The organism is Planctomycetota bacterium (assembly GCA_016207825.1).
GTDB lineage: Bacteria > Planctomycetota > MHYJ01 > JACQXL01 > JACQZI01 > JACQZI01.
In genome coordinates this window covers 92,871-119,814 of record JACQZI010000007.1, presented here as the reverse complement: position 1 = coordinate 119,814, position 26,944 = coordinate 92,871, and the positions used below count along the sequence as shown (strand labels likewise).

At 45.9% G+C, this 26,944-nt stretch carries 20 protein-coding genes, 1 tRNA gene and 1 pseudogene; 16 read left to right on the top strand and 6 right to left on the bottom strand.

Going from position 1 to position 26,944, the window contains the following annotated elements; all coding sequences use genetic code 11:
- Positions 1-2: 2 nt before the first annotated feature.
- From HY811_02265 to HY811_02255, 3 genes are all read right to left on the bottom strand, one after another.
- Entirely contained in the window at positions 3-1,232 is a 1,230-nt protein-coding gene (locus HY811_02265) for a hypothetical protein (protein ID MBI4833630.1), read from the bottom strand.
- A 166-nt stretch (positions 1,233-1,398) separates the two neighbouring features.
- On the bottom strand, positions 1,399-2,145 hold the full coding sequence (locus tag HY811_02260) for a tyrosine-protein phosphatase (protein MBI4833629.1): 747 nt from the start codon (positions 2,143-2,145) through the stop codon (positions 1,399-1,401).
- Positions 2,142-3,467 (bottom strand): MFS transporter, encoded by a 1,326-nt coding sequence (locus HY811_02255; protein ID MBI4833628.1) that lies wholly within the window; start codon positions 3,465-3,467, stop codon positions 2,142-2,144. The genes HY811_02260 and HY811_02255 overlap by 4 nt, the downstream gene beginning before the upstream one ends.
- A 187-nt stretch (positions 3,468-3,654) precedes the next feature.
- Between HY811_02255 and HY811_02250 the strand changes: the two genes are divergently transcribed.
- From HY811_02250 to HY811_02240, 3 genes and pseudogenes are all read left to right on the top strand, one after another.
- Positions 3,655-4,023, top strand: coding sequence for a 30S ribosomal protein S12 (locus HY811_02250; protein ID MBI4833627.1), 369 nt, complete (start codon positions 3,655-3,657; stop codon positions 4,021-4,023).
- Positions 4,024-4,029: 6 nt separating this feature from the next.
- A complete protein-coding gene (gene rpsG, locus HY811_02245; GenBank protein MBI4833626.1) occupies positions 4,030-4,503 on the top strand; it encodes a 30S ribosomal protein S7 in 474 nt (157 codons plus the stop codon).
- A gap of 235 nt (positions 4,504-4,738) precedes the next feature.
- Positions 4,739-4,819 (top strand): annotated as a pseudogene (locus HY811_02240) (prepilin-type N-terminal cleavage/methylation domain-containing protein).
- A gap of 681 nt (positions 4,820-5,500) precedes the next feature.
- Here the strand turns inward: HY811_02240 and queA are convergent.
- On the bottom strand, positions 5,501-6,556 hold the full coding sequence (queA, locus tag HY811_02235) for a tRNA preQ1(34) S-adenosylmethionine ribosyltransferase-isomerase QueA (protein MBI4833625.1): 1,056 nt from the start codon (positions 6,554-6,556) through the stop codon (positions 5,501-5,503).
- Positions 6,557-6,719: 163 nt separating this feature from the next.
- Between queA and HY811_02230 the strand changes: the two genes are divergently transcribed.
- Complete coding sequence (locus HY811_02230; protein ID MBI4833624.1) at positions 6,720-7,682, top strand: hypothetical protein; 963 nt, start codon at positions 6,720-6,722, stop codon at positions 7,680-7,682.
- A 104-nt stretch (positions 7,683-7,786) separates the two neighbouring features.
- On the opposite strand, the gene HY811_02225 is transcribed toward HY811_02230, so the two are convergent.
- Positions 7,787-7,858 (bottom strand) — tRNA-Thr (locus tag HY811_02225).
- An 88-nt stretch (positions 7,859-7,946) separates the two neighbouring features.
- Here HY811_02225 and HY811_02220 point away from each other — a divergent pair.
- The 8 genes from HY811_02220 to HY811_02185 all read left to right on the top strand — a co-directional run bounded on the left by HY811_02220 (position 7,947) and on the right by HY811_02185 (position 17,182).
- Positions 7,947-9,131, top strand: a complete 1,185-nt coding sequence (locus HY811_02220; protein MBI4833623.1) for an acetyl-CoA C-acetyltransferase — start codon at positions 7,947-7,949, stop codon at positions 9,129-9,131.
- Between the two features lie 16 nt (positions 9,132-9,147).
- On the top strand, positions 9,148-10,002 hold the full coding sequence (locus HY811_02215) for a 3-hydroxybutyryl-CoA dehydrogenase (GenBank protein ID MBI4833622.1): 855 nt from the start codon (positions 9,148-9,150) through the stop codon (positions 10,000-10,002).
- 76 nt (positions 10,003-10,078) lie between these two features.
- Positions 10,079-10,618, top strand: a complete 540-nt coding sequence (locus HY811_02210) for a sigma-70 family RNA polymerase sigma factor (GenBank protein ID MBI4833621.1) — start codon at positions 10,079-10,081, stop codon at positions 10,616-10,618.
- A 4-nt stretch (positions 10,619-10,622) separates the two neighbouring features.
- Positions 10,623-11,336, top strand: a complete 714-nt coding sequence (locus HY811_02205) for a zf-HC2 domain-containing protein (protein MBI4833620.1) — start codon at positions 10,623-10,625, stop codon at positions 11,334-11,336.
- 33 nt (positions 11,337-11,369) lie between these two features.
- Positions 11,370-13,463: a HEAT repeat domain-containing protein gene (locus HY811_02200; protein MBI4833619.1), complete on the top strand. Its 2,094-nt coding sequence runs from the start codon at positions 11,370-11,372 to the stop codon at positions 13,461-13,463.
- A gap of 58 nt (positions 13,464-13,521) precedes the next feature.
- A complete protein-coding gene (locus HY811_02195) occupies positions 13,522-14,082 on the top strand; it encodes a hypothetical protein (GenBank protein MBI4833618.1) in 561 nt (186 codons plus the stop codon).
- Between the two features lie 69 nt (positions 14,083-14,151).
- Positions 14,152-15,297, top strand: coding sequence for a tRNA 2-thiouridine(34) synthase MnmA (gene mnmA / locus HY811_02190; protein MBI4833617.1), 1,146 nt, complete (start codon positions 14,152-14,154; stop codon positions 15,295-15,297).
- Between the two features lie 181 nt (positions 15,298-15,478).
- Positions 15,479-17,182 carry a hypothetical protein gene (locus HY811_02185; protein MBI4833616.1) on the top strand — a complete coding sequence of 568 codons (1,704 nt, stop codon included), beginning with the start codon at positions 15,479-15,481 and terminating at the stop codon, positions 17,180-17,182.
- 42 nt (positions 17,183-17,224) lie between these two features.
- Here HY811_02185 and HY811_02180 read toward each other — a convergent pair whose 3' ends face one another.
- Positions 17,225-18,028: a hypothetical protein gene (locus tag HY811_02180; protein ID MBI4833615.1), complete on the bottom strand. Its 804-nt coding sequence runs from the start codon at positions 18,026-18,028 to the stop codon at positions 17,225-17,227.
- Positions 18,029-18,357: 329 nt separating this feature from the next.
- Between HY811_02180 and HY811_02175 the strand changes: the two genes are divergently transcribed.
- From HY811_02175 to pbpC, 4 genes are all read left to right on the top strand, one after another.
- The gene (locus tag HY811_02175; protein MBI4833614.1) at positions 18,358-18,507 is read left to right on the top strand and encodes a hypothetical protein; all 150 of its coding nucleotides are present in this window, start codon (positions 18,358-18,360) and stop codon (positions 18,505-18,507) included.
- 116 nt (positions 18,508-18,623) lie between these two features.
- Positions 18,624-19,082: a helix-turn-helix domain-containing protein gene (locus HY811_02170; protein ID MBI4833613.1), complete on the top strand. Its 459-nt coding sequence runs from the start codon at positions 18,624-18,626 to the stop codon at positions 19,080-19,082.
- 75 nt (positions 19,083-19,157) lie between these two features.
- On the top strand, positions 19,158-24,545 hold the full coding sequence (locus HY811_02165) for a hypothetical protein (GenBank protein ID MBI4833612.1): 5,388 nt from the start codon (positions 19,158-19,160) through the stop codon (positions 24,543-24,545).
- Positions 24,546-24,552: 7 nt separating this feature from the next.
- Positions 24,553-26,937: a penicillin-binding protein 1C gene (pbpC, locus tag HY811_02160; protein ID MBI4833611.1), complete on the top strand. Its 2,385-nt coding sequence runs from the start codon at positions 24,553-24,555 to the stop codon at positions 26,935-26,937.
- Positions 26,938-26,944 lie beyond the last annotated feature (7 nt).

The window sequence follows — 26,944 nt, the reverse complement described above, 5'->3', positions numbered from 1 at the left end:
GGTTATTTTAAACTGTCTATATGCGCGGTTACCTTTTCCTGCAATTCCTTAGGCGTAATGCCTACCATGTCCTCAAAAGATTTATCGATAGTGGCTTTCTTATAAACCAGCTTGATATATTCGCAAAAAGAATTCCGGTAGCGTTTTCTTTCCGCATTGAAAAGGTAATGGCAGACCCCGTATGACAATATGAAAGCGTTGCTTTTATTGGCGCCGCTGTAAAGGGTTTGTTTATCCCAATCGATAAGGTCCGCCACTTCATTTCCTCTTTCTTTGAAGACCTTTTTCAATTCCCAAAGCGGAGCGTTGCCGAAGCTGAATTTATTATTTCCCTCATCTTTCATGCTTCCCATATAAACCGCGATGGCTTCAACCGCCCAGAAGTTTTTATTTATACCGCGATTGCCACCGGCCAGCATTACATTCATGATTAAATGTGTGCTCTCGTGCAAGGGAATCAAGTCGAGGAAACCGTAACCATGGACCGTCGAACAGGCCACCAGGGTTTCTCCACCGACATAGCCGCCGGCCGCACCTTTATCACCATTGGTTTTATCCCTGATATTCTTAAAGTGTTCCAGGTCTTTGAATAAATAACAATTCCTTTTGACTTTCTTCCAAAGAGCTTTGTCAAACTTAAAAACCCGGCAGATTGTTTCAAGAAGATACTCCATCTGTTGAGCCAAGGCAATCCCGTCTTTTTCTGGCAAATCAAGGGCTATCCTAAAATGCTCCGTTTCCAGTTCATATGCCTCTTCCCAGGGGTCATTCGCCAGGTCTTTTTCCAGCTTCTTGGTTTTGGTCACTTTTATGTCCGATACGACTATCGGTTTAGGGAGTTTTTCCAGGAGCGCCTTGAACTTCTCGTTATCTTTAATGGTTTCGAAGGCTTTTTCATCGGTTATCCTGTCAAGGTCGTCGAACCCGTTTTTAATCGCCTTAGCTAAAGAATCAATCGTTTTGGGCTTTTCATCCAGTAGGGCATAGCAGCAGGCTAAATTATAAAAAGCTTCGGTGACGTCATCTTTTCTGGTGTATTGCAGTTTGCCGGCTTGTTGATATAGTTCGGACGCTTCTTTATATTTCTGCTCTTGATAGAGTGCGGTCGCATCTGCGCAGAGCTTTTCCAGTTTTTCCTGCTGCGCCTTTTGCACTTGATCTTTTTGCTCTGCAAGGGCAGCGACAGGCAATAAAACAATCAATACCAGCAGGCAGAGATAAATTTTCCTCATAAGATATTCTGCTCCTTAAAGAGTATTTGATCGGTTGCTGTCATCTCAAAGCAGGCGAACTCTTGTTGTGTTTATAGAGAGATTATAACGGAATAAGCTTTCGTGGTCAAGCAAAATGTTTTTACTTATAATAAGTTTCCGGAGCTATTGTGATGGGAATCTGGCGTTAAGGGATAATTTTCGCCTTAATCGGCGGGGCGGCTTCTACCTTTTTGCGGAGCGATTCGATATCAAGCTTATTTATGTAGTCGCGGATATCGTCATATATTTCGTGGAAGCCGAAGACAGGCAGTTCGGCAATTGCTTTTTCCTTATCCCAACCCTCTACATATATGCGGTAGATGGCGGCCATCATGCCGGTCCGGTCGCTGCCGTGCTGGCAGTGGAAAAAGACGGGCAGGTTATCTGAATTCGTTACGGCTTTGAGGAATTTAACCACGTTGGCTTCGTCCGTATCGCCGGCGTTTAAGGGTATTTCGACATACTGCAGTCCTAATCCGGCAATATCATCTTTATCCGAATGGAAATTGCGCAGGTTAATGACGGTTTTAACGCCCATTTTCTTAAGCTGGATAAAGCCTTCTTCTTCCGGCTGGGCGCCGCGCCAGACATTATCCGATAACTTTGCGAAATTGCTTAAGCCGGCTATATCGTTTTGAGGCTGTACCAGGTCCGGATATGCTTTAAGCGATTCAGCAGGGTCGCGCTTGCAGCAGCAGGGCGCGGCTAAAAGCAGGGCGGTGACGCAGATTATGCAGATTACGCGGAGAAATTTCCCAACTTGTTTTCGTCCTGCGAGTTGAGATTGCTTCCCCCGATATCCATCGGGGTCGTAATGACGTTCCCGCAAGGCGGGACGAGTTCCGAAGGAGCGTGACAATCTCAAATTGAGGAATTTCCGGAGTAGTTTCATCGCTTCTTCCTTTCCGCCATGAAAAGCAATCCCGTGGCGCCAACTGCGATAAATGCCATTGCCATAAATGCAAAGGTTGCTGAAATACTATCCCATAATATGCCGACCAGAATCGGGGAAAGAAGCGAGGTTATTCCGTAGAGCATGGAGAATGTCCCAAGCGTTTCCCCGCGGGCGTGCTGCGGTGCTAAATCCGCAATGATGCTCCTTCTTGAGACCATCCACATAGACTGGAAAACCGAATAAAGTATTATGGGTAAAAGAAGCCAGCCGGGTGATTTTATAAAAGCAAGCAGGAATAGCGCGATGATGCAAAGGCCGTTCGCCAGGACCTGGCTTTTAAACCTGCCGAGCTTATCCACTATAATACCTGCCGGATAGGATGATATAAATTCGACAAGTGAGAAGGTGATGAAAAGCAACGCGCCCACGGAGATGGGTGCTTCCAATCCCGATTCTTTGGAATAGACATAGAAAAGTATCATTTGCATGGGGACGGCGCTGATTGCCAGGACCATATGGGCGATGGTGACTAAACGCAGTTCTTTATGGCTGAAATAGGTGCGGACCGCGGCGTATTGATTTTTAAACACGGAAATCATCCTGGCGAGAATAGAGGGCTTTTCGTATAAGAGGGGCGTTTTCAGGAGTGGTTCCGGCTTGACTGTTTCTTTAAGGAAGAGCCAGATAATCCACCCGCTTATGATTGTCGGAATGCCCGCCCACATAAAAAGCCATTTATAGGCCTCCGGCGTGAATTCACTCTGTAGTTTTGAAGGGGTGAAGAGGTTGGTGATAAAGGAAAAATCTATAAATCCATTTGTAGCCGAATAAAGGATAAAGAGTCCGAGGAACGGTCCGAAGACTGAGCCAACGGTATCAACGGCGTTGAGGAATCCGAATGCCCGCCCGCGCTGTTCCTTGGGGACGGAATCAGCAATGGAAGCCTCACGAGCCGGGTCGCGCAGTGCTCGTCCGACTTGCCTCAAGCCCCGGACAGGAACGAATCCTGCCCAACCTCTTACCAAGCTTAATAAGAGGCGCGAGGTGACGATGAGGATATAGCCCAGGACGACCGGGCCTTTACGGCCCCAGCGGTCGGAAAGTGAGCCGGTAAACCCTTTAAGGATGCGGTTGATTGCTTCCGAGATGCCTTCGATAAAGCCATATTGGGCCGGGGTTACGCCCAGGATATTGCCGGCGTAATAGCTTAAAAAAGGCGAATACATCTCCTCGCCGGTATCGTTGCAGGCGGCCCCTGCGGCAAAAGCGCCGAGGTTCCTTTTTGCCTTGCCTTCAAACGGGAATATTTTTCCTGCCATAAAAGTGATATTTTCCCGGTTTTCACACCGGGGAATTGTTAGGGATAACAGATGATTAGCGGATTGTCAAAACTTTAATGTATAAATAATTTTTAAGTGAGGTGTGATTTTTCTTGACCCTTTAGGGAAAAGTAGTATACTTAAACGTTTTGGTTAATATAGAAAAGATAAAAGAGGTAAAGACAGTATGCCGACAATAAACCAATTGATAAAATCAGGGAGGCGGGCGCCGGTTTATAAATCAAAATCTCCGGTTTTAGACAGTAATCCCATGAAAAGAGGCGTGTGCGTTATAGTTAAAACCATGACGCCTAAAAAACCTAATTCAGCCTTAAGAAAAGTAGCGCGTGTGCGTTTAAGCAATAATAAAGAAGTTACCGCTTATATCCCGGGCGAAGGACATAACCTCCAAGAACATTCTATTGTGATGATACGTGGCGGAAGGGTCCGCGATTTACCGGGCGTCAGGTATCATATCCTGCGCGGGGTTTTGGATTGTGCCGGAGTTGATAACCGCAAGCAAAGCCGGTCAAAATACGGAAGGAAATCGAAATAATATACTATGGGAAAGAAGTTTAAATCATTCGAGAAATTTGTTAAGCCGGACCACAAGTTCAGTTCAAAATTGGCGAGCAAATTCATTAATTCCATGATGTGGGATGGCAAGAAAAGCACATCTTCAAGAATATTTTACCAGGCTCTGGACGAGGTGGGCAAAAAGATAACCGATGCCTCTCCTTTGGATATATTTAATAAAGCCATTGATAATGTAAAACCGGAAATAGAAGTCAGATCAAAAAGAATCGGTGGAGCAACCTACCAGGTTCCGGTAAGCGTTCCTCCGAAGCGCCAGATAAGTTTGGCGTTAAGATGGATCCTTCAGGCGACCAGGAAGAAAAAAGGCAAGCCGATGCATCTGAGATTAGCCGACGAGTTAGCCGCTGCCTATAAAGGCGAAGGCGAAGCAATTCTTACCAAGCAAAATGTGCATAAGATGGCGGAAGCCAATAAAGCCTTCGCCCATTTTGCCATGTAATCAAGCAGAATAGTGACAATTTTTGTCACTATTTACAAAGTTTAGTGCGCAATTTTGTCATTGCTTTAATATATTGAGTTATATCTCAATATATTGATTTTCAGGGTGGCACGATATTTGCTATATAATATAAGTAAATTAAGAAAAGACCTTGTTTTAAATTATGAAAGGAGGTGAAAACAAGTAAGTTAAAACAAGGGAAAAGTAGTATAATAAATAAAAAAGGAGAAAAGAAATGAAGAACAAAGGTTTTACACTGATAGAACTGATGATCGTGGTGGCTATTATTGCTATCATCGCCGCCATTGCTATTCCTAACCTTTTGGCTTCAAGAAAGGCTGCTAACGAAACAGCGGCTATCGGTAGCTTAAAAGCCATCCATGCGGCAGAAGCCACATGGAGACAGACATCTATGTCCGGAACAGGAAAGACCGATTTTTGGACAAGAGATGTTTCACACCTGTATCGTATGTTAAAAGGTGGAACTCCTTCTGCATATATTAACCTTGATCTGGCAAAATCAGATGCTTCTTGGGATGCTGATGATAGTATTTCTGCTAATATCAGCGAGGACTGGAACGCAATCAGCACCACGCTGGGTGCAAAAGCAGGGTATTATGTGCAGGCATTGGTTGATTACAATTCTGCCGGAGATGATTATAACGTGAATGTTTATGCCGGGACAGCAGTAATGGTTGCTAATGATTACCTTTTTGGTTTCATGGCAGCTCCTGCTTCTTATGGTTCATCCGGCGACCGTTCATTCATCATGAATGAAAAAGGTACTGTCTATACTGCAGACACCGGTGCAGATGCCAGCAAATGGTTTACAACCGCTGGAACATCTTTACGTTGGAATGCAGCCGACCCGACCAACACCACGGATTGGCCAATCGTAACTGGTGGTAAGGCTTGGGCTCCGAGTGGGAGTTAATAGTTTTTTGGCATAACCTTAAATCCCGCCTTGGCGTAAAGTTAGGGCGGGATTTTTTTATGCCTATAGGATTAACATAGCATCGCCGTAGCTGTAAAAACGGTATCCGTTTGCTATGGCTTCTCGGTATGCGCGTAAGATATTATTTTTCCCGCCAAAAGTGCAGGTTAATATAAGAGGGGTGCTTTTAGGAAGGTGGAAATTAGTAAGCAATGTAGTTATTATTTTAAACTGATAAGGCGGGGAGATAAATAAATCTGTCCATCCGGTAAGCGGTTTTGGCCCACTCCCTTTTATAATGTAATCAGCTGTTGTTTCCAGTGTCCTGCAGGCGGTTGTTCCCACTGCAATAATTCTTTGTTTGTTTGTGAAGGCGTTATGTAAAATGCTGATTGTTTCAGGCGGAACTTCATAATATTCTTTTCCCATTATATGTTTTGATATGTCATCTGTGCGAATCGGTTCGAAAGTCCCGCGTCCGACATGAAGGGTAATATATGCTATGTGGATATTTTTTCTTTTTATCTTTTTCAACAAATCTTCGGTGAAGTGCAAGCCGGCTGTTGGTGCTGCGATAGAGCCGTCTTTCAGCGCGTAGACAGTCTGGTAGCGCGCTTTGTCGAGTTTTTCATAAGTATCATTGTCTTTCCGTCGCTTGATATAAGGCGGCAGCGGAGCCTTGCCAAGCTGTAAAACAATATCACGGGAATCCGGTTGGACGAATCTGATAAGCTTTTCCCGGTTTTTACAATGCAACATTCCGGTTATGGTTTTTGTCGTTTCTTTTGAAGAAAATTCCAGAGGTTCATTTTCTTTTGTCTTGCCTCTGTTATTAGCCAGGCATTCCCATAATCCCGGTTCGATTTCTTTTACCAGCAATACCTCGGTAATTCCGCCGGTTTTTCTCTTGCCGATTAGTTTTAAAGGCAGGACTTTTGTATTATTTAATACCAGTACATCTCCCTCCGATAAGTAATCGACTATTTCGAGAAAATGTTTATGGTATATTTTTTCATCATAACGGGAAATGACCATTAATCTGGAATAATCGCGTTGTTCATAGGGCAACTGTGCGATAAAAGATGCCGGCAATTCGTAATTAAAATCTTCAGTGGGCAACATTCTAAAATTTATACATAAAATACTTGATTTATGAAAATAGCAGTGTTTAATTAAATAATATCTGTGAGTATAACACAATATTTTACAGAGTAAAAGTTTTACAGGTATGCCCTGATCACCCGATGTAACGACGGGGAAGTAGGGTTTGAAGGGAGTTCGTATGGCAGATGAAAAAAGCGCTTCGCAACTTGGGATAACGTATCATATAATAATCAGCCGGGTGGATGAAACACAATTCGATAATGTGGTGGAGCAGTTTTCTAAATTATTTAATATTTCCCCTGATTCAACCGGACAAATCCTAAAAAGCGTTCCAGTTGTTTTCTTAAGCAACTTGGTTAAAAACGAAATAAAAACGATTAAGCCTAAGCTGTTTGACTTATCAAAGATAGGCATGGAATTTACGATTTCTCCCCAGCTAGCACAATCTATTCCTAGGGTTATCTGGCCGACCCAGCCGCATTATAAGGATGGCCCGGCCGGCAATATCGTGCAATATGTTGATTTTCAGTGGAAGGGAAACGCATTTGTTTGCCCTAATTGCGGGGAAACTTTTGTCTTTCAAAGAGTAGGTAATCCTTTTAATACATATCAAAAAGTTAAGGAGCAAATGCCTCAGCGTCAGCCAGCGCAATCTCTTCCTTTAGCGGCAGAAGTGACGGAAGAGGAGGATGTTATGGTTTTATCTCCGGTGGTAGAACCGACTGTCGAATCGGAAGGGGAGGTTCTTGAGTTAAAACCTGTTGAGGCTCAATCCGAATGGGCGGATGAAAACGCTTCTGAACCGATTGATATCCTGCAGCCGGAAGCGGTTACTGAAGAAGGAGGTGCTTCTTCTGTGCAGGGGGCTGAAGAAATTGCTGAACCGGAGATGATTGAAGAGCCGCCGGTTGAAGAAGCCAATTGTACCGTATTCCTTTCCGGCCTTAGTTCTGCTGAAAAGAGAGAAAAAGCGGCAAAAATAATTTCTGAAATAAAAAACATACCATTGGAAAAAGCACAGGAATTAACAAACCGCGTGCTTGTTCCGGTTTTAAAAGATGTCCCCGAAACAGAGGCCAATGAATGCCTGGAAATGTTTAAAAAAGTAGGCGTTTCCGGACGGATAACCAAAAAGAAGTAATTAACCCTTTGTGTTTATGCATGATTCTGAAAAGCTAGTTCCGTCTATTCGCCCGTTTGCAAATCTTTTTAATCCGTATTTTCAATCTTGTTATTTTAAAATAAAGCTGGGAGCGGGATTCGCACCCGCAACCTCCGATTTACGAAACCGGAGCTCCACTGTTGAGCTATCCCAGCTTAGGGGCTTTTAGATAACTATAACTAATTTTTTATTTTAGTCAATATAAACCTGCCTCGAGATAGGCAGGTTTGAGAGAGGCTTTTTATGAACGAAGTTGTGATTGTCAGCGCGGTGCGTACAGCTGTTGGGAAATTCCAGGGGGCATTAGCGTCTTTTGCCGCTCCGAAATTAGGAAGCTTTGTGATACGCGAAGCGGTCAAACGCGCCGGTATAAAACCCGAAATGGTTGATGAAACAATAATGGGATGTGTTGTCACCGCCGGTTTGGGCCAAAATCCGGCAAGACAGGCTTCTTTGTGGGGCGGTATTCCTAACAGCAAGGGGGCTTTTACCGTTAATAAAGTCTGCGGTTCCGGACTTAAATCAGTAATGCTGGCGGCAACCGAAATCAAGGCGGAAAACTCCAAAATTATCGTAGCCGGCGGAATGGAAAGTATGACCAATGCTCCTTACCTTTTACCGGAAGCCCGTGTCGGGCAAAGGCTCGGCCATGGCAAGCTGGTTGATTCCATGGTTAATGACGGACTCTGGGATATTTATAATGATTTCCATATGGGCATGACGGCTGAACTCGTTGCGGAAAAATACGGGGCTACTCGCCAACTGCAGGACGAATTTTCGTTTAACAGCCATCAAAGGGCTTGTAAAGCCACTAAAGAGGGAAGGTTTAAACAGGAAATAATTCCCGTGGAAATACCGCAACCCAAAGGCAAGCCGCCGATTATCTTTGATAAAGATGAAGGTCCTCGCGAAGATACAACCGTGGAAAAACTGACGACCCTGAAACCGGCATTCAAAAAGGACGGGACCGTGACCGCTGGCAATGCTTCCCAGATAAGCGATGGTGCGGCTGCTGTGGTGGTGACGGATGCCAAAACCGCTTCTGAAAACGGGATAAAGCCTCTGTGCCGCATTACCGGTTATGCCACAGGCGGGATGGCTCCGGAATGGGTTATGGCGGCACCTCTTGAAGCGATTAAAAACCTTCTCGCAAAAACTAAGATGAAAGCGGAAGATTTTGATTTAATAGAACTCAATGAAGCTTTTGCCGCTCAAGGCGTTGCATTAACCAAGGCGCTTAAACTTAATCCTTCCAAGGTGAATGTTAATGGCGGAGCGGTGGCTATCGGGCATCCAATCGGCTGTAGCGGGTCCCGTATCCTGACGACCTTGATATATGCTTTGAAAGACAGGAAGTTAAAAAAAGGAATGGCTTCGCTCTGCTTAGGCGGTGGAAATGCCGTTGCCATGAGTATTGAAATAATATAAAAATAAGGAGATTATCATGCAAGTATCAAAGGTTGGTGTTATCGGCGCCGGTACGATGGGATCGGGGATTGCCCAGGTTTTTGCGGTAGCTGGCTATAAGGTTTTGATGATGGATATCAAACAGGAATTTATTGATCGGGGAATGAATACTATCCGTAAAAGTCTTGAACGCATGCGGACTAAAGGCGCCATCACTCAGGAAAAGGAATCCGCAGCTTTGTATAACCTAAAAACTGCTTTATCTCTTGACGAACTTAAAGATGTCGATTTTGTGGTTGAAGCCGCTACGGAAGATAAGAAACTTAAACTGGATATATTTACCAAGCTGGATAATCTTTGCAAGCCCGGCGTGATATTATCAAGCAACACTTCTTCCATTTCCATTACGGAAATCGCCGCCGTAACTAAACGCCCGAGCAAGATTATAGGCATGCATTTTATGAATCCGGTGCCTGTAATGAAACTTGTGGAAATAGTGCGGGGATTGGTTACCGATGATGAAACAGTTAATGTTGTAAAAGAACTTTGCGTTAAGCTGGAAAAAACACCGGTGCTTGTTAATGACTATCCCGGCTTTGTCGCCAACCGTATTTTATTGCCCATGATTAACGAAGCCATTTATTCGCTGATGGAAGGCGTGGCTACCAAAGAAGCCATTGATGAAGTGATGAAGCTTGGGATGAATCATCCTATGGGGCCTCTGGCCTTGGCTGATTTAATCGGGCTTGATGTTTGCCTAGCAATTCTAAATGTTTTGCATGATGGGTTGGGTGACCCGAAATACCGTCCTTGCCCGCTGCTTAAGAAAATGGTCTCTGCCGGCCATTTGGGCAGGAAAACAGGTCAGGGGTTTTATACATACAATAAATAGCCAAAAAATATTTAATAAAAAATATTTTTTCTGAAACTTTTGCTCATTTCTATTGTATTATATAGTAGAGAAGACTATGGAATTAACCCATATTGCCGATGAAAAGCTGGTTGAATTGTCTCTTTCGGGCAAGGAGGCCTTTAATGAAGTAGTCCGCCGTTATTATCGGCGTATTTATAATATTGCCTTTAGAATGACTAATAACCAGGCTGATGCCGAAGATATTACCCAGGAAACGTTTTTAAACGTATATCGTTCTTTGAAACAATATAATCCTAAATACAGGGTTTCTAGCTGGATTTTAAGAACAGCTACGAATGTAACCCTTAATTATCTTAAAAAGCTTAAAATGAAACCGGCTCCTTTGATTGATGAAAATCTAGTAAAAGGCAAGGATTATGCCCGATGTGATATTCCGACTTTAAAGAACGCCGTGAATTATATACTGGATTCTTTGAAACCGCAATATAAAATGGCTTTTGTCCTGGTTTATCAGGAAGGCTGTTCTTATGAAGAAGCGGCTGAACAGATGGATTTGCCCATTGGAAGCTTTAAAACCTTTGTTCATAAAGCCAGAAGGGCGGTTATCGATAATATTATGAATCCGAAGGAGTGAGTGTATGACTTGTGATAAAATAAAATCTCTTTTGCAATATTATCTTGATGCGGAATGTTCCAGCGAGCATAACGCGCTTGTGAGTAAACATCTGGATGAATGTTCTGATTGTCGCAATCATTGGGCTATGCTTAAAAAGATAACTTCTCTTCCGGTTTCTCCGGTTGAGGAGCCTTCCGTAGATTTGTGCGATAGAATCATTGCTAATATCCAGGAGGAAAATATCAGGGTTGCTGAAGCCAAAGCAGCCGGTGGTCGCTGGCGTTATTTCTTGCCGCTCTATAAAAACCACGGGCAATGGAAATTCGCCGCAACGATTATTTTACCTCTGGTTTTGGGGTTGGTGTTTTACTGGAAATATTCTGCCGAACGTGATCAGGAGATAAACCCTGCATCTGGCTTGGTAGCTGAATATACCACTAATAAACAGGATAATGAACCAAGCACTGTCAATACCGGATATCAGGATGATTCTGGAAAAACAGACGAAGCAGGGTCTGAATATAGCATTCAAAGATACGGGAATAGAATTACTGAATCAGAGATAGAACAATTAATACAGCAGTTGGGAGATGAAGAAATACAAAAGCAAGAGTTTGCCCAGGAGCAAATAATCCAACTAGGGGTAACAGTGTATCCGTTTTTAGTCCAGAAACTGGAAAAAACATCTGATCCGGAAGTGAAAAATCGTTTGGTTAGTATTTTATTTTCAGAATAATAAATTAATAGAATATAAAAGGAGGTATTTAAAATGGGAAGCAAAAAGGCATATAAAATAACGGTTTTGTTGGGAATTGCCTTATTGGCTTTAATGGTAATTCCTGTTATGGCATGGTGTCCGTGTGGTGACCCATGGGAGCCTGGATTTTGGGATAAGGTGAGGAAGTGGCAGGATGCTGGCCGTCCTGGTGAACAGCCACCCAAGGTTCAGCCTGCGCCAAAGCCTGTACAACCGGCCCCGCAGCAACCGGCACCCCAGCAACCCGCTCCAGAGCCGGAACCGGCGCAACCGGATCCTCAACCTGAACCAACACCGCCTGAGACTACGCCGGCTCCTCAACCGGAACCGGTCCAACCTGCTCCCGTGCAACCTGCCCCGGTAGAACCGGTTCAGCCGGAGCCAACGCCGACCCCGGCTCCTACTCCGGATCCGGGTGCAACCCAACCGCCGGTAGAAACTCCGAATTCGACACCTACCCCCCCAAAACAGGATCCGGGGGTTAACCCTCCTGATAATAAAATTGCTGTGCCCAAGCCGCCGGCTCCTCCTCCAAGGCCGCCGGCCGGTACGGGATTAGAGCCTTTAGTTTTTAATCCGGTTGTTTCCGTTCCTATGTGGGAAAACTGGTGGGCAAGGAATCGCCTTCATTATCTTCCTTTCAAGCAGCCTATTAAATGGAATGAGGAAGATCAAACCCAAAAGGACGGTACCATATCGGTAGAGATGAATTCTATCAGCAAACAGGCTCTGGATAATTTGATAAAGTGTCTAAAAGAAGATGTCAGCCCGTTCCTGAGGGCGAATGCTGCTTTAGCATTAGGAAAGTTTAAACATAAGAATGCGGTGGCGGCTTTGAAAAGCGCAATGCTCGATGATAAAACACCCGATGTGAGAAATGTTGCGGCTTTATCATTGGGTATCATGGGTGAGGAATCAGTGGTCAACGATTTAAAAGCGATTTTATTAAACGAAACAGACCGGAAATCACAAATGATTAGCCAGGCGTATGCCGCATTAGCTCTCGGCTACATAAAAACAGAAGCCTCCATTAATGCGCTTAAAGAATCCTTGAACCTTAATAAGAAACTGCATAAGGAAGTCCAGGCATCGGCCGTATTGTCTTTAGGCAATCTTCAGGACAAGTCTCTTGTCGAGTTTATCGGTAAGGTGCTTACCAATGAATCATACGATGAGGCCGTCCGCTCATACGCCGCGATTGCTCTAGGCCGTATTAAAGATGAATCGGTTTTGCCGTACCTGAAAAAAGCCATGAATTCCCGTGATATTTCCGTAAGGTCCGGAGTGGCCATAGCGTTAGGCTTGCTTGAGTTACCTAAGGCAAAAACGGACTTGCTTAATTTATTGAGGGATAAATCAACGGAAGTGCAGGCGTTTGCCGCCGTTGCCCTGGCACAGTTGGGTGATAACGGTGTTTATAACGACCTTAACGCACTTACCAAAAAGAGTGATTTCAATATAGAAGGAATGTCGTTTATCGCGCTGGGGCTTTTGGGCAATAAATCCGCTTTGCCGGATATCCAAAAAATAGTCGTTAAAAAGACCAAGCCCCTGTCACGCGGCGCAGCCATATTGGCATTGGGATTGATGAAGGATTCGACTTCTGTTAACATCTTGATTGATATCGTCAAGAAAGAAGTTACTTCTGACCCGGTCAGCTGGGATTATGCGGTTCTTGCTTTGGGTATGATTGGCGATAAGAAAGCGATTCCCGCTTTGGAAGAAGCTTTCAAAAAGGTGCAGGACCGTGTAGATTTGGCGAAAGTCGGTTACAACAACCTGACCGTGGCGCTGGCGATGCTTGGCAAAAGGCAGGAAGTCCTGGATACTTTATACAAGAAGATTGAAGACAAACTCACTCCTACGGATATAAAAAGCCGTGCCCTTAACGGCATCGCTTATATCGGGGATAAAGGCTCCATTGACCATCTGGTAAAATACTATGATAGCGAAAAAAATGATGAGCTGCGGTTTTACTCCATACTGGCCATCGGGTTTATCCTTGATAAAGATACGATTAACCCTCTCTACAAAATTACCGCGGATATGAATTTCAAGGTGAAAATGCTGATTCAGGACCATATATTCTTTAGTAAACCGGATTAATCGTTCCAATGCACCCACCCCGATGATTTTTCGGGGTGGGTATGCATCCCGTATAGCTGTGTTCAAAACCGATATCAAACTGAAAATCCTCCTCGGCATAATGCTTATTCTTTTTATTCCGCTTTCTGCCATTCCCTGCCCGGAATGCGGTTGCTGGTCGCAATTGCTCGTCTTCCAGAAACGTTCTTACCTTGATATCTACGCCTCTTTCCCGATGAAGGAAAAAGTAATCATTTCCGGTGAATATGAGGTTTTCCTGACCGCGGTCCAAATAGCCCCGGAAAGCTTTGAACTCTTGGTCTACGCCCAGAATCCCAAGACGCGCCGCCCTTATATCCGGTCGAAAAATATTACCATTTCAAAAACGGATATGCCGGCTCCGGTTATCCAAACCACGGATGATAGCATGATTTCAGAAATGCGCTATATTGATCCTGCTCCCGGCTCTTACGAAGCAACCATCGAACTTGAAGGCGATTTTAATAAAGTCACCGCGACCATTCCCTTCCAGCTGGGTTCTTCCAAACCGAATATATTTTATCTTGCAATTCTTTCCTTATCCGTCATAATGGCTTTTGTGCTGTCGCTAATCAGGCGGCATAAGAAAACAACCTTATAATTTCTGGGAATCCTTGCGAAACGGAAAGTCCCCCTTAGTAAAGGGGGTTAGGGGGGTGTCGGTTATAATATGAAAAAAGTAGTCGTAGCCATGAGCGGCGGGGTGGATTCATCCGTCGCCGCCTATTTCCTGAAAAAAGAAGGATATGATGTCTCCGGCCTTTTTATGAGCCTGGGCACGTGCCTGGAGCGGCTTGCTCCCAAGCGAAAGGCATGTTGCAGCATCTTTGATGCCAAAGACGCCCAGGCAGTGGCGGATAAAATCGGGATTGATTTCTCGGTCCTCGATTTCAAGGCGGATTTCGAAAAACTCATCGAATACTTTTGCTCAGAATACGATAAAGGCCGGACCCCGAATCCGTGCGTCCGCTGTAACCAGCTCCTAAAATTCGGCCGGCTCTGGGACTATGCGGCCAAACTCGGCGCGGAATATATCGCCACCGGTCACTATGCCCGCATTGAGCGGCAAATCCCAAATCCCAACTCCCAAACTCCAAACTCTAAACTCCGCACTATCCTGAAGAAGGGCATTGACCAGACCAAAGACCAATCCTATATGCTTTCGCTCCTGACGCAGGAACAGCTTTCGCGCACCATCCTGCCTCTGGGCAGTTATACTAAGACGGAAATCCGTAAAATCGCCTCGGATATCCCCTTGCACGTCAAGGATAAACTGGATAGCCAGGAAATTTGCTTTGTCCCTTCGGACCTGCCTACCGGCAAGGCAGGCGGGCTGGAGAAATTCCTGAAAAGCAGAATTCCGGAAAAGATAAAGCCGGGTGTGATTACGGATTTATCCGGCAAAGTTATCGGCAGGCATCCGGGTTACCAGTTCTTCACCATCGGACAGCGCCATCTCAAAATAGCGTTAGGCAGGCCCGTCTATGTGGTAAAGATTACATCCCAGACTAATACCATTGTGGTTGGCGATAAAAAGGATGTCTTTAATAATGCCTTTATTGCGGAGGGGGTGAACTGGATTTCCCGCGAAGGATTGGCAAAAGGCGAGGGTCTCCAAGCCGATGTCAAAATCCGCTATCTCCATAGAGCATGCCCGGCGAAAATAACTTCTAACAACGAAAAACTAACAACTAATAACGAACTGCGTATAGAATTCTCCGAGCCACAAGCGTCCATCACTCCCGGACAGGCAACTGTCTTTTACGACGGCGATACTGTCTTGGGTGGCGGCTGGATAAAAGAAGTCATCGGTTAAGAAACATCATTTTGCCCCTGATTATCCCAAATGCGAAGCGGACTATTTTCATCATTTTACATTATTTTTGACCCTGAAGTGACCACGAAAAAAAACAAATAAATTTTTAATATATTTGTATTTTTCATGAACCATTCCCTTTTTCATACGTTTATATAGATGGAGAAAGGAGGGTGAGAATATGACAAACAATAACCATATCCCAAAAGCGCAGGCAAAAGATGAAATTGAAATAACCGAAGGGTCGGTTGCCGAACACCTCGTAACGGAAAAGTTCGATTTCGGTTCCTGGCTCCATGCAAATATCAATGCAATGGGAATTCCCGTGGTAATCTCTTTGTTTATCCATGTATTGGGTCTCATTATCCTGACCATGCTTTTCATCCAGGACCCGGTGGTTGTAGCGGACGGGGGAAAAACTATTATCTACCAGCCGCCGGATATAAAGCCTGAAATGGAGATGGAAATACCTGAGGATTTGATAACCAGTGACAAACTGCCCAAAGACGATAAAATTACCGAAAACCAGCCTGTCTGGAAAGATGCCGAGGTTGCGGAACGCACCGAAACAGCTGATGAAGATGATGCACGTGAAGCCTTGGGGGAAAGCTATGACTTTGTTTCTGATAAACCGCTTAATGCAAACAGTGTTCTTGATGCGCTCGGCCTTGGTGGCGGTGCCTCTGGTCGTTACGGCGGTCCGCGCGGAGGCCGTATTGAAACAGTTGCTCCTGGCGGTGGCGGTCAGCCGGGTGAACGGGAAAAGGTGGTTAGCTCAGGCCTTTTATGGCTTGCCAGGCACCAGAATCCGGATGGTTCCTGGGGCGCGGTTTCTTTCCAGAATCAGTGTGCCAATCACGGAAGTCCTCTTTGCCAGGGCACGGGCCAAAAAGACTTTGATTTAGGGCTTACCGGACTGGCGCTCCTGGCTTTTACCGGAGCTAATTATAGCCCCGGTTCAATGAGCAAATATGATACCTTTAATGGGATAAGGTTTGGCGACGTAGTCAGGAAAGCCGCTCTTTTTCTCAAATCAATCCAAAAAGAGAATGGTATGTATGGCGACGGCGCCATGCTTAAATTCATGTATAACCAGGCAATCTGTGCTTATGCCATGGCGGATTTGTATTGCGTGATGAAGGATAAGAAGGAGCAATCCGCATATATGTTTAAGGACGCCGCGCTTAAAGGTGCCCAGTTTATCATAGATTCCCAAAACAACGGCAAGGCGTGGCGCTATAAGCCTAAAGACGGGGATAGCGATATGTCCGTCAGCGGCTGGTGCATGATGGCGCTGAAAACCGCGGAAGATGCCGAATTGCTGACGGTTCCGCAAAATGTCTGGGCGGGGGTCAAATCACACCTGGATGATGTTACCGACCTTGCTTACGGCGGAGTCGGCTATCGCGAAAGAGGCAATGTTGCCATCCTCGCCGCAGAAAAAGATAAATGGGATAGCGGGAAGCTTTATACGCCTCCCTCGCTTACCGCCATCGGCGTCATGTGCCGCATCTTCATGGGGCAGAACCGGAAAGACGCGGCAATCGCCAACAGCGCCCAAATGCTGGTTGAGGAAAGCAACCTTCCCAAATGGCTGCCTGATAATTACGGCAAGGTGGATTATTATTACTGGTTCTACGGCACCTATGCCCTGAACCAGTTTGACGGCACCCCAAAGAATGCCTCCTCCTGCTGGAGCAAGTGGGAGAAAGAGATGTTGCCCGCGATTATTAAAAACCAGCGGGGCAAAAAAGACGGCTGTGCCAATGGAAGCTGGGAGCCGGTAGACCGCTGGAGCGCGGAAGGCGGCCGGGTTTATTCCACCGCCATTTGCGTCCTTACCTTGGAAGTCTATTACCGCCTGAGGATTGTTGAGGATAAATAAGGCAATCGCCCCAGCCGAGAGAAGCCGGGGTTTTGCCTGTCCTTACATCTGCGATACCGCCAGCGAAAGCTTCAGGAGCGCGCCTTCCTTGACAAAATCAAGGTGCGAAGCGCCTCCCGTGGAAAAACCCGCCAGTGACAATCCACTATCCACAAACTTATCCACCAGAAGATTGGTCACGTCGTTTTCCCGGCTGATAACCGACGCGTCGTATCTGCTCTGGAAGATTTTCATCCCGGCCTGAATCAGCCTTTCCATCAGGGCTGATTGGAATGCCTGAATAAACTCATCCGGGCAAATCTGATACGGGCCGCCTTGCAGTCCGGTATCCTGCTCGCGCACCATGCCGACTGTGGTCGGCTCGCCGATTAACCAATAGGTGGCAATGGTCGCCGCGCCCTTTCCCCGGATTTTATCCCCGGTCAGTCGCAGTATCCCGTAGCCAATGCCTTGAGCCCAGTTGCCTTTGGTTTCCGTAATCCGCCTTTTAAACTCTTTCGCCTCAATCCCGTCAACGGTACCAAAGACATAATCAAGCTTATTGTTCCATTTGTTATAAGCGCCTTGCAGGTTCGTATTATGCTTGTGCCTGATATCCGCCGCGGTCCTGCCGTGCTTGGAGCGGAAAGACGCGTCAACGTGTTGCCAGAAACCGTTCCATGCCTGGATGGCCGGTTCTGCCAGCTTGTCGTTAAAAGCGCTTTCATCCGGTATTTTCTCTTTACGGCGCTGGTTGATAATCCGGGCAACCGCATAGAAAACCTGTTCCCACTTATCGCTCATATCCGGTTTGGGCGGCACATGCGCCGGTATCCATAGGTCTATGGCTGAAATAACCTTACTCATATTTATCACCTCCTTTCATCGTTTTCTTAACTACTAATTAACTATTTAACCAATTCACTTCCTCTCCCCCTCCATTAATAAATAAGGAAGCAGGGTACATGTCACAGGAAACTCTTAAAAACCACCTGTTTTTTACATAGTAAGCCTCTTCTCTCCCTCCATAAGTAAATGCAGGAGTGAGGCAAATGTTACAGAAAATCGTATAAATATCTGAAAATTTCTCAGATTTCTTACAGGATAGCCGGCTTTAGGGACTAAAAGTATGTTCATCAGGGTAAAATCGTATTCCCATTAGGGGCTAAAGATATCCTGATTAAGGCATAAAAGTAATGGGATATAGGCGGAAAATATACGATTATACGGCAAATGGATGCCTGCCCGTCCGTTCAGGCGGGTGCGCATTAGGGACCAAAGATACCTGCCTCGTCCGTTCAGGAGGGTGCCTATTAAGGCGCAATATAGGGGAGATTAAGGTGTAAAAGACGCCTATATTGCTTAAAAGGGTATCCCCTGTAAGGTATAGAGGGGTGGGCTACTCCCCCCGGGTCTGTGGCACTCTCTGGCACTTTTCTTGCTTTTAGCGGTATGATTTGATATGATTGAATCCATGAGAGAATACGACCGTTTAATGGCGTTAGATGAGGCCTTGGATTATTTACAGATAAGCCGTCGGACGATATTTCGCCTGATTAAGAATCATGAATTGCCCGCGGTCAGGATAGGGAAGGTATTGCGGTTTCGCTTAGATGATTTGGAGAGATTTGTCTCTGAACGGCTGACGACAAAAGGGATGCTGGCGACAAAGCCCTTTATCTTTCGAAGCCCTGTCCTGAATAAATACAAGAAGAGCCCTTTGAAATACTATGTCCATGATGAGGCGTTTTGCGGCAAGGTCGGCAATAAAGAAGCTAAAGATAAATTCGCCGAGGTATTTTATAACAAAATCAGATTGGCGGATGGTGAAGAAGCAATCGTTATCCAGCCTGCCGAACTTAAGAATATTCCTCCCAAAGAACTGGCGCATTGGTATAGATTTAAAATAGCAAGCATCTAATTTTTATTGCTTTTGGGGATTGGTTGTTCTACAATAATCTGATAATAAATCATTTCTCAAAAAAGGAGACAGGTTATGCGTAAGATGTGGACAATTTTCATAACGGCTTTCCTGGTTATCAATGCATTCGGTATCTGGAAAATCATTTCCGTGATAGAACGGGAGCAGAAGTTCCTGGTGGTAAAGTCGTTTACGCCGGATGGTCCGGCTGACCGGAACGAACACGTCATTATCCGGTTTAATAAGGAGGTTGTGGATTCAACCGCGGCAGGAAAGGATTTGCCGCAGCCTTATCCGGTTAAGTTTACCCCGGAAATCGCCGGACAATGCCGCTGGACAGATACTCGGACTCTGGAGTTTACTCCGTCTGAACCGCTTTGCCAGGCAACAGAATATACGGCGGAACTTTTGTCCTCTTTGCGTGCGCTGGATAATTCTCCTCTGCCTGAAAAGGCCGTATATACGTTCTCGACCGGCGCGCTGGGATTAGAAAGGGTCTGGCAAGTCGCTGTGGAAAATAATCGAACGGTGGTCATCGCCCTGGAATTTAGTGACGAGGTTGCTCCCGCAGACCTGGCAACGCATCTCAAGATTGAAAATGCGCAGGGCATAAATATTGATTATAGCTTAGCCGGATTGGTGAATAACAAAACACCCAAGGTGAAAATACAGGTTGCCCAGAACGAGACGGTCAAAATAAAGGTTGCCAAAGGGCTTACGGGCAAAAGCGGCCCGCTCGGGCTGGACGAAGACGTTGAGAGGATGTTAAATATAGAAATGAAATTAGCCGTTACGGACGTCACGGCGTATCCGCTCGAAGAATACGAGAGCGGCTGGATAAGAGTGGAGTTTTCCACGCCGGTGTCGCCGGATGTTGCCGCAGATTTTATATCAATAGAGCCGCCCGTTAAGTTCTTGGTGGAAGAACATTATTATGAAAATAACCTGGCCTTGCACGGGGAGTTCAACCCGTCATCGGTCTATAAGCTTACGTTTGCTAAAGGCTTAACCGCATTGAATAATATGGTATTGACCGAAGATGTCAGCCGGATTGTCGAGATTCCGGATTGCCCGCGTAATATCAGCTTCAAGTCAAACGGCATCTATGCCTCGCTGAAAGGCAACCTTATCCTGCCGATTGTCTCGATGAATAATGATTCTATAGTAGTTAAAGCGGAAAGGGTCTATCCGAATAATGTCATCCATTTCGCCCGTAATTTCCGGGAAGAATATTCTAGTATAGTTGATTTTAGTTATGAAATTGCAGAAGTAAATATCCCGATTAAATCAGAAAAGAACAAAGCCGTGGAAATCCCGCTTGATTTAAAGGCGTTACTTGGGGATAAATTGACCGGTCCGACGGTTATTAAGGTGTATAATTCCGAATACAAATGGGATTCCCAGAGGAAATTAATTTTAGTCACCGACCTTGGGGTATGCGTAAAAAAATCGGGCAATGATTTCCTTGTCTGGGTGAATTCCTTGTCCGATGTCCAGCCGGTGGAAGGCGCAATCGTCAGCGTCTATAACCGCAAAAACCAGGTCATCCTTGAAGGGAAAACGGCGCGCGACGGGATAATGCATTTTATGGAAGTGGATTGGGCAAAGGATAATGAACCGTATATAGTCATTGTCACGCATGGTGATGATATGTCTTACCTTAAATTAGAGCAATGTAAGCTTTCTGATACGGATTTTGACGTAGGCGGCCGTTCTTATTTAAGCAAAGGATACGAAGCCTATCTTTATACCGACCGCGGTGTTTACCGGCCCGGGGAAGAGATGCACTTGCGGGCTATCGTCCGTTCGGCGAATAATGAGTTGCCCGCCGGGTTGCCTTTGGAACTTCAGATTGAAAAGCCGGATAAACGCCCCTTAAGACGGCTGAAAGCAGTGCTTTCTGATTTCGCCACGGTAGAGTTTGGTTTTACCATACCGGACTATGCCCCGACAGGTTATTATACCACATCCTTATATATTCCGGGCGAGTCTAAGCCAATCGGGTACTGCAGTTTTAGCGTTGAAGAATATATGCCGGTTCGGCTCAAGGCGGAAGTCAAAGCTCCTGCCGAACGTTTCCATACGGGTGAAACCATTACTTTTACCGTAAAGAGCAATTATCTTTTTGGACAGCCTGCATCGGGCTTAAATGTCTCGGCTAATTATACGGTAAAGCCCGATAATTACCAGCCGCCGGATAATGCGCTCTGGAAAGATTATACATTCGGAGACCAGACTAAGGGATTCACAAATATTAAGGAGAAAATAGCGCCCCTAAAATTGGGCGCAAATGGCGAAGGGTCGTTTGCTATAAAAGTGCCTGAAAAACTACAGCCTCCTTCAGGGTTGCTTTTGACGGTATATGCGACTGTTAAAGAAGTAGGCGGTCGGGGTGTAACCACCGGCACGCGGATAAGAATGGACCCTTATCCTTATTATATCGGGTTGAAGCAGGCAAGCGAGGTGGCGGGCAGCGGAATAAGATTTGAAGCTATTGCCGTAACGCCCGAAGGCAAATTAATCAGCGGGGAAAAGGCGCTTAACATTGTTTTGAAAAAGGTCGTTTGGAATACCGTGCTTAAGAAATCTTCCGGTGATCGGTATCGTTACGAATCCGTGCGGACGGAAGTTGATGTCGGCAAGCCCCAAATGATAACTACTGATGATGGTAAAATTGAATTTACGCTCAATCCTGAAGAAAGCGGTTCATATATTGTGCGGGTGAGCGGACCGAAAGATAATGTCGTCACCGCTTTGGAATTTTATAATTCGCCCCAAGGGTATCTTGCCTGGTCAATGGAGAAGCCTGAACAGATAGATTTAGTGCCGGATAAAGGCTTATATCAAGTAGGCGAAGTTGCCAAGGTATTGGTAAAATCTCCCTGTTCAGGTCAGATGCTGGTTTTCGTGGAAAGCGACCGGGTGCTTTCTTCACAGTCCATTCAGCTGGATGGAAACACCGCAGAGCTTAGGATTCCCATCGGGGAAGGCTTTGCGCCTACGGTTTATTGTTCGGTGACGGTGGTAAAAGGTGTGGAAAAGGGCGGGATTTGGTCGGCTCATCGGGCTTATGGCGTTGTCCCGTTAAATGTAGATGCGCCGGGCAACCGGCTGAAAGTGTCCCTGGAAATCCCTAATGAAATTGTGCCGTTGACGAAATTAACCATTCCGATTACGGTTAAGAATGAAAAAGGGGAAGGCGTTGAGGCTGAAGTGGTCATTGCCGCGCTGGATGAAGGGATTTGCCTTTTGACCGATTTTAAAAACCCGGACCCGTATTCGTTCTTTTTCGCCAAGAAGCGTTTGTCAACCGAGATGTTTGATTTTTATTCCCTGTTATTGCCCGAATATGAAAAGAAGAACGTTGGTTCTGATTCAGAGGAAGGCGGAAGCGGTGAACCCGGTCTGATGCAGTCGTTGCTTAATCCGATTAACGCCAAGCGGGTAAAATCAGTTGCGCTCTGGTCCGGAACCGTCAAGACAAATCCTGACGGCACGGGTGAAATCGTTTTCGATGTGCCGGAATTTATCGGAAGCCTGCGCCTGATGGTGGTTGCCGTAACTCGTGATAAATACGGTTGTGACAGCCGTAATCTCCTGGTTCGCCGTCCCTTTATTATTTCATCCAGCCTGCCGCGTTTCCTTTCCACGGGCGATAGTTTCAGCGCGCCATTAACGCTTTATAATAATATTGCGTCGGAAACCTCGGCTTTGATAAGAATTTCCGTGGATGGTCCGTTAGGCTTGGCCGGAGCAAATGAAACAAGTGTTATAGTTCCTCCGAACGGGCAACAGACTATTTATTTTACGTTTAATGCGAGTGATTCGCCTGGGGTGTCGCATATAACTTTTTCTGCACAGGTAAACGGTGAAACGCTCAAAGAGGAAACTGAGTTGCCGGTCAGGCCGCTGGCGCCTCCGGTTCAGTTTGTCGGCAGCGGTTCAATCCCGGCCGGCAAATCCGCCGTATTTTCGTTTCCTTCAGGATTGATGAGCGGAACGGATACTTATACGCTCAATTTTTCTGTGCAACCGTCCTTGCGCTTGGGCGGCGCGATAAATTACCTCTTACATTATCCATATGGCTGCGTCGAGCAAACGGCTTCCGGCACTTTCCCCTTGCTTTATCTGGCGGATATTGCCAAGCAAACCATGCCGAATTGTTTCATTAAGCAAGAGGTAGCCGAATACGTGCAATCCGGAATCTACCGCCTGCTTTCCATGCAGACTTTTAACGGCGGTTTGAGCATGTGGCCCGGCGGGACTACGCCGTATGAATGGGGCAGTGTCTATGGAGCGCATCTTTTGGTCGAGGCGAAGAAAAACGGTTACTCCGTGCCGGAAAAAGAGCTTAAGGCGCTTATTAATTACCTGAAAGAGCTGGTTAAAATGAGCCGTTCTTCACGCGATGAGGAAAGCGATAATTTATCGATTAAGGCATACGCGCATTTTGTCCTTGCCCTGGCCGGCGAGCCGGAAATAAACCTGATGAAAACACTGCGCAATTATTGGGATAAATTGCCGGTTTATTCCCGTTACCAATTGGCGTCTGCGTTGGCGCTTGCTGGCGAGCCGAAGGCGCTTTCGGAATTAATCGGCACGCCTGTGCCTGAGCCGGGCAAACGGCAGGATACAGGCGGGATACTTGCTTCGCCGGTAAGGGAAACAGCCATAATCCTTTCCGTGCTGGCAGATACCGCGCCGGAAAGCGCAGCTATTCCTATTTTAGTAAACCGCTTGAATCAGGCGATGGAAAACGGGTGTTGGTATAATACTCAGGAAAATGCCTTTGCCCTGTTAGCCTTGGGGAAATACGCGCATGCGCAGGCTAATATAGTAAACGATTTTACCGCCGAAGTCAGGTTTGATGGAAAAGAAATAGCGTCATTTGCCCATAAAGAATCGCCTTCTTTGGACATACTTTCTGGCGGAGGCAAAGAAATTACCGTTAGTGTTAAAGGAGAAGGAAGGCTTTATTATTATTGGACGGCGCAGGGAGTTCCGTTAAGTAAAAAGGTTGATGAAGATGATAAAGGATTAAAAATCCGGCGGAGTTTCCTGTCCACCGATGGCAAGCAACTTGCTCCCGGCCAATTCAAGTCCGGCGAGATAGTCATCGTGCAATTGATTATCGAATCACCTGATAACCGGGATAATGTTGCCGTGGTTGATGCACTGCCTGCCGGGCTGGAAATAGAGAATCCGCGCCTGGTAACCAGCGAACAGACGGAATGGATGAGTTCCGCAAGAGAAAACAAACTTTTCCCGGACCGGGTGGAAATGCGGGATGACCGGTTAATATTGTTTACCGATTTGCCGGGCAGTAAATCCATGTGCTATTACTATGTTACTCGGGCGGTTACGGCAGGTAAATTCATGTTGGCGCCGGTAAATGCTTTTTGCATGTACCAGCCTTCAATTAAGAGCGTTAATGGCGCGGGAATCGTGGAAGTGAAGAAATAGTTAACCTATGAAATTAAGATTGACCAAAAAGTGGAGAAGGCGGCTGCTTAAATATGCCGGGGAATTATTTATCCTTTTTGTGGTTAGTTTCATTATTCTTTGGTTTGCCTTCCCGTTCCCGAAAGAAGAGTTTGTTCGGGATAGAGGCGGTCTAATCGTTTGCGACCGTGAAGGAAATATCCTAAGGGTTTACCTTAACGAGCGCGAGGATTATTGTTTTCCGGTCAAACTTTCGCAGATGAACCCGTATTTGGCTTCGGCAACGATTGCCGTGGAGGACAAGCGTTTTCGTTCGCACCATGGATTTGACCCGCTGGCGGTCAGCCGTGCCATGTGGAATAACATTACAAAATGGCGCCGCACATCCGGTGCTTCCACCCTGACTATGCAAACGATTCGGTTAACCTGGCCCAGAGAGAGAACCTTTAAAGCAAAGGTAATCGAAACATTCCGGGCATTGCAAGTAGAAACTAGGCTGTCTAAAGATGAGATACTGGAATATTACCTTAATTACGCCCCTTACGGCAGTAATATTTATGGTGTTGAAGCGGCGTCATTAAGATATTTCGGCAAGCCGAGTTGCGCGTTAACCCTTTCCGAAGCGGCTGTTTTAGCCGGTTTGCCGGCTTCGCCAAGCCGGTTCCGGCCTGATAAATATCCTGGGCGTGCCAGGGAGCGAAGGGATTATGTCCTGAAGCGGATGTATGATGAGGATTTGATAACCCAATCAGAATTCGCCGAAGCGCGGAACGAGCCGATTGTTCCGGATAAAAAGGTTGTTTCCCCGTTTGTTGCTCCTCATTTTTGCGAGTTGGTTAAAGGTTCCGTAGAGGGAACTTCCAGCGCGCGGGTTATTACGACATTAAACCGGCAAATACAAAGAAGCGCCGAAAATGCTCTCACCTTTGCCGTTGATGTCCTTAAGGCAAAAGGCGTAAGCAATGGCGCGGTGGTAGTTATCGAGAATAAAACAGGCGCGGTGCGGGCGCTGGTCGGCTCGTATGATTTCTTTGATGTGGCTCATTCCGGGCAGGTTAACGGAGCGCTTGCGTCACGTTCGCCCGGTTCGGCTCTTAAGCCATTTACTTATGCGCTTGCTTTCGATAAGAGTTTATGCCTTCCTGATGAGATTCTGCCTGATGTGCCGACCCCTTATCGGGATTATGACCCGGAAAATTATGAGCATCGTTTTGAAGGTATGGTCTCAGCCCGTGAAGCGCTTACCAGTTCCCTTAATTTGCCAGCGTTACATTTACTGACACGGGTTGGAGGCAAAGAGTTGTATCAATTACTTAAAGCGACTGGTTTTTCTAACTTGACTAAATCGGCTGATTATTATGGTTTAGGTTTGACCTTAGGTTCAGCAGAAGTAAATTTGTTAGATATAACCAACGCATATGCATCCTTAGCGCGATTAGGGGAATATCAGCCTTATTGCTTATTAGATTCAGAGATAATGAAAGGCGTTCAGCAACAAAGATGGGTAATATCACCTGAAGCGGCTTATTTGATTGCCGATATTCTTTCCGATCCGCAACGTATTATCCCTTTGCCCGGTTACGATTTGGTTAAGCCGAATATTCCCGTTGTTTCCACTTCATCTTACCGGTTGCCGAGAATCGCCTGGAAAACAGGGACTTCTTCCGGGCACCGCGATGCCTGGACTATTGGATATACTCCGGAGTATACGGTCGGAGTGTGGCTCGGTAATTTTTCCAGCCAGCCAAGCCGTGGGTTAGTCGCGGTTAATTCAGCGGCTCCGGCTGTATTTGAAATATTTAAACAGATATATGATGGGAAACCCGTTACCTGGTTTGAGCCGCCATCCGGTTTTGGAGCTAAACCTGTTTGTGTTCGCAGTGGAATGTTGGCGGGAAAAGATTGTCCGCAGGTTGAATCACGTTTAGTCATTGCCAAAGAGAGATATAAAACATGCACCGTTCATCAGCGTTTGATGGTGGATGATGGAACTGGTAATCGGCTGTGTTATAATTGTATGTCTGGCCGTAAGTATCATTATAAGGTTTTTGAGGTTTGGTCTCCGGAGATAAATAGTTGGTTAGCGAAAAGCGGCCAATTTACTGGTGTTCCAGCTCATTTCTCAGCGTGTTTAACCGTTAAGGATAATGGCGGATTGCATATTATTTCACCTCCTAATAAACAGAAATATAGCCTAATTAATGATAACATGCTTTCAGCGCAACAACTTAAACTTCAGGTGGTTGCCGCCAGTGGGGTCAATGATATTTTTTGGTTTATAGATGGTTGTTTCTATAGGCAGGCTGGTGTTTCAGAAAGGCTTTTTTGGCCGCTTCAGCCCGGGCGTCATACTATTACCTGTGTTGATAATGAGGGGAGAAATAATTCCGTGGCCATATCGGTGGAAGAGTAGTCATATA

What these genes read in the sequence shown, in the direction of transcription:
- HY811_02205 (MBI4833620.1), top strand. Translation starts at nt 10,623, where the DNA reads ATGACTTGTGATAAAATAAAATCTCTTTTGCAATATTATCTTGATGCG.
- HY811_02170 (MBI4833613.1), top strand. Translation starts at nt 18,624, where the DNA reads ATGATTGAATCCATGAGAGAATACGACCGTTTAATGGCGTTAGATGAG.
- HY811_02210 (MBI4833621.1), top strand. Translation starts at nt 10,079, where the DNA reads ATGGAATTAACCCATATTGCCGATGAAAAGCTGGTTGAATTGTCTCTT.
- HY811_02200 (MBI4833619.1), top strand. Translation starts at nt 11,370, where the DNA reads ATGGGAAGCAAAAAGGCATATAAAATAACGGTTTTGTTGGGAATTGCC.
- rpsG (MBI4833626.1), top strand. Translation starts at nt 4,030, where the DNA reads ATGGGAAAGAAGTTTAAATCATTCGAGAAATTTGTTAAGCCGGACCAC.
- HY811_02265 (MBI4833630.1), bottom strand. Translation starts at nt 1,232, where the DNA reads ATGAGGAAAATTTATCTCTGCCTGCTGGTATTGATTGTTTTATTGCCT.
- HY811_02180 (MBI4833615.1), bottom strand. Translation starts at nt 18,028, where the DNA reads ATGAGTAAGGTTATTTCAGCCATAGACCTATGGATACCGGCGCATGTG.
- HY811_02230 (MBI4833624.1), top strand. Translation starts at nt 6,720, where the DNA reads ATGGCAGATGAAAAAAGCGCTTCGCAACTTGGGATAACGTATCATATA.
- HY811_02255 (MBI4833628.1), bottom strand. Translation starts at nt 3,467, where the DNA reads ATGGCAGGAAAAATATTCCCGTTTGAAGGCAAGGCAAAAAGGAACCTC.
- HY811_02250 (MBI4833627.1), top strand. Translation starts at nt 3,655, where the DNA reads ATGCCGACAATAAACCAATTGATAAAATCAGGGAGGCGGGCGCCGGTT.
- HY811_02220 (MBI4833623.1), top strand. Translation starts at nt 7,947, where the DNA reads ATGAACGAAGTTGTGATTGTCAGCGCGGTGCGTACAGCTGTTGGGAAA.
- HY811_02215 (MBI4833622.1), top strand. Translation starts at nt 9,148, where the DNA reads ATGCAAGTATCAAAGGTTGGTGTTATCGGCGCCGGTACGATGGGATCG.
- mnmA (MBI4833617.1), top strand. Translation starts at nt 14,152, where the DNA reads ATGAAAAAAGTAGTCGTAGCCATGAGCGGCGGGGTGGATTCATCCGTC.
- HY811_02175 (MBI4833614.1), top strand. Translation starts at nt 18,358, where the DNA reads ATGGGATATAGGCGGAAAATATACGATTATACGGCAAATGGATGCCTG.
- pbpC (MBI4833611.1), top strand. Translation starts at nt 24,553, where the DNA reads ATGAAATTAAGATTGACCAAAAAGTGGAGAAGGCGGCTGCTTAAATAT.
- HY811_02165 (MBI4833612.1), top strand. Translation starts at nt 19,158, where the DNA reads ATGCGTAAGATGTGGACAATTTTCATAACGGCTTTCCTGGTTATCAAT.
- HY811_02260 (MBI4833629.1), bottom strand. Translation starts at nt 2,145, where the DNA reads ATGAAACTACTCCGGAAATTCCTCAATTTGAGATTGTCACGCTCCTTC.
- HY811_02185 (MBI4833616.1), top strand. Translation starts at nt 15,479, where the DNA reads ATGACAAACAATAACCATATCCCAAAAGCGCAGGCAAAAGATGAAATT.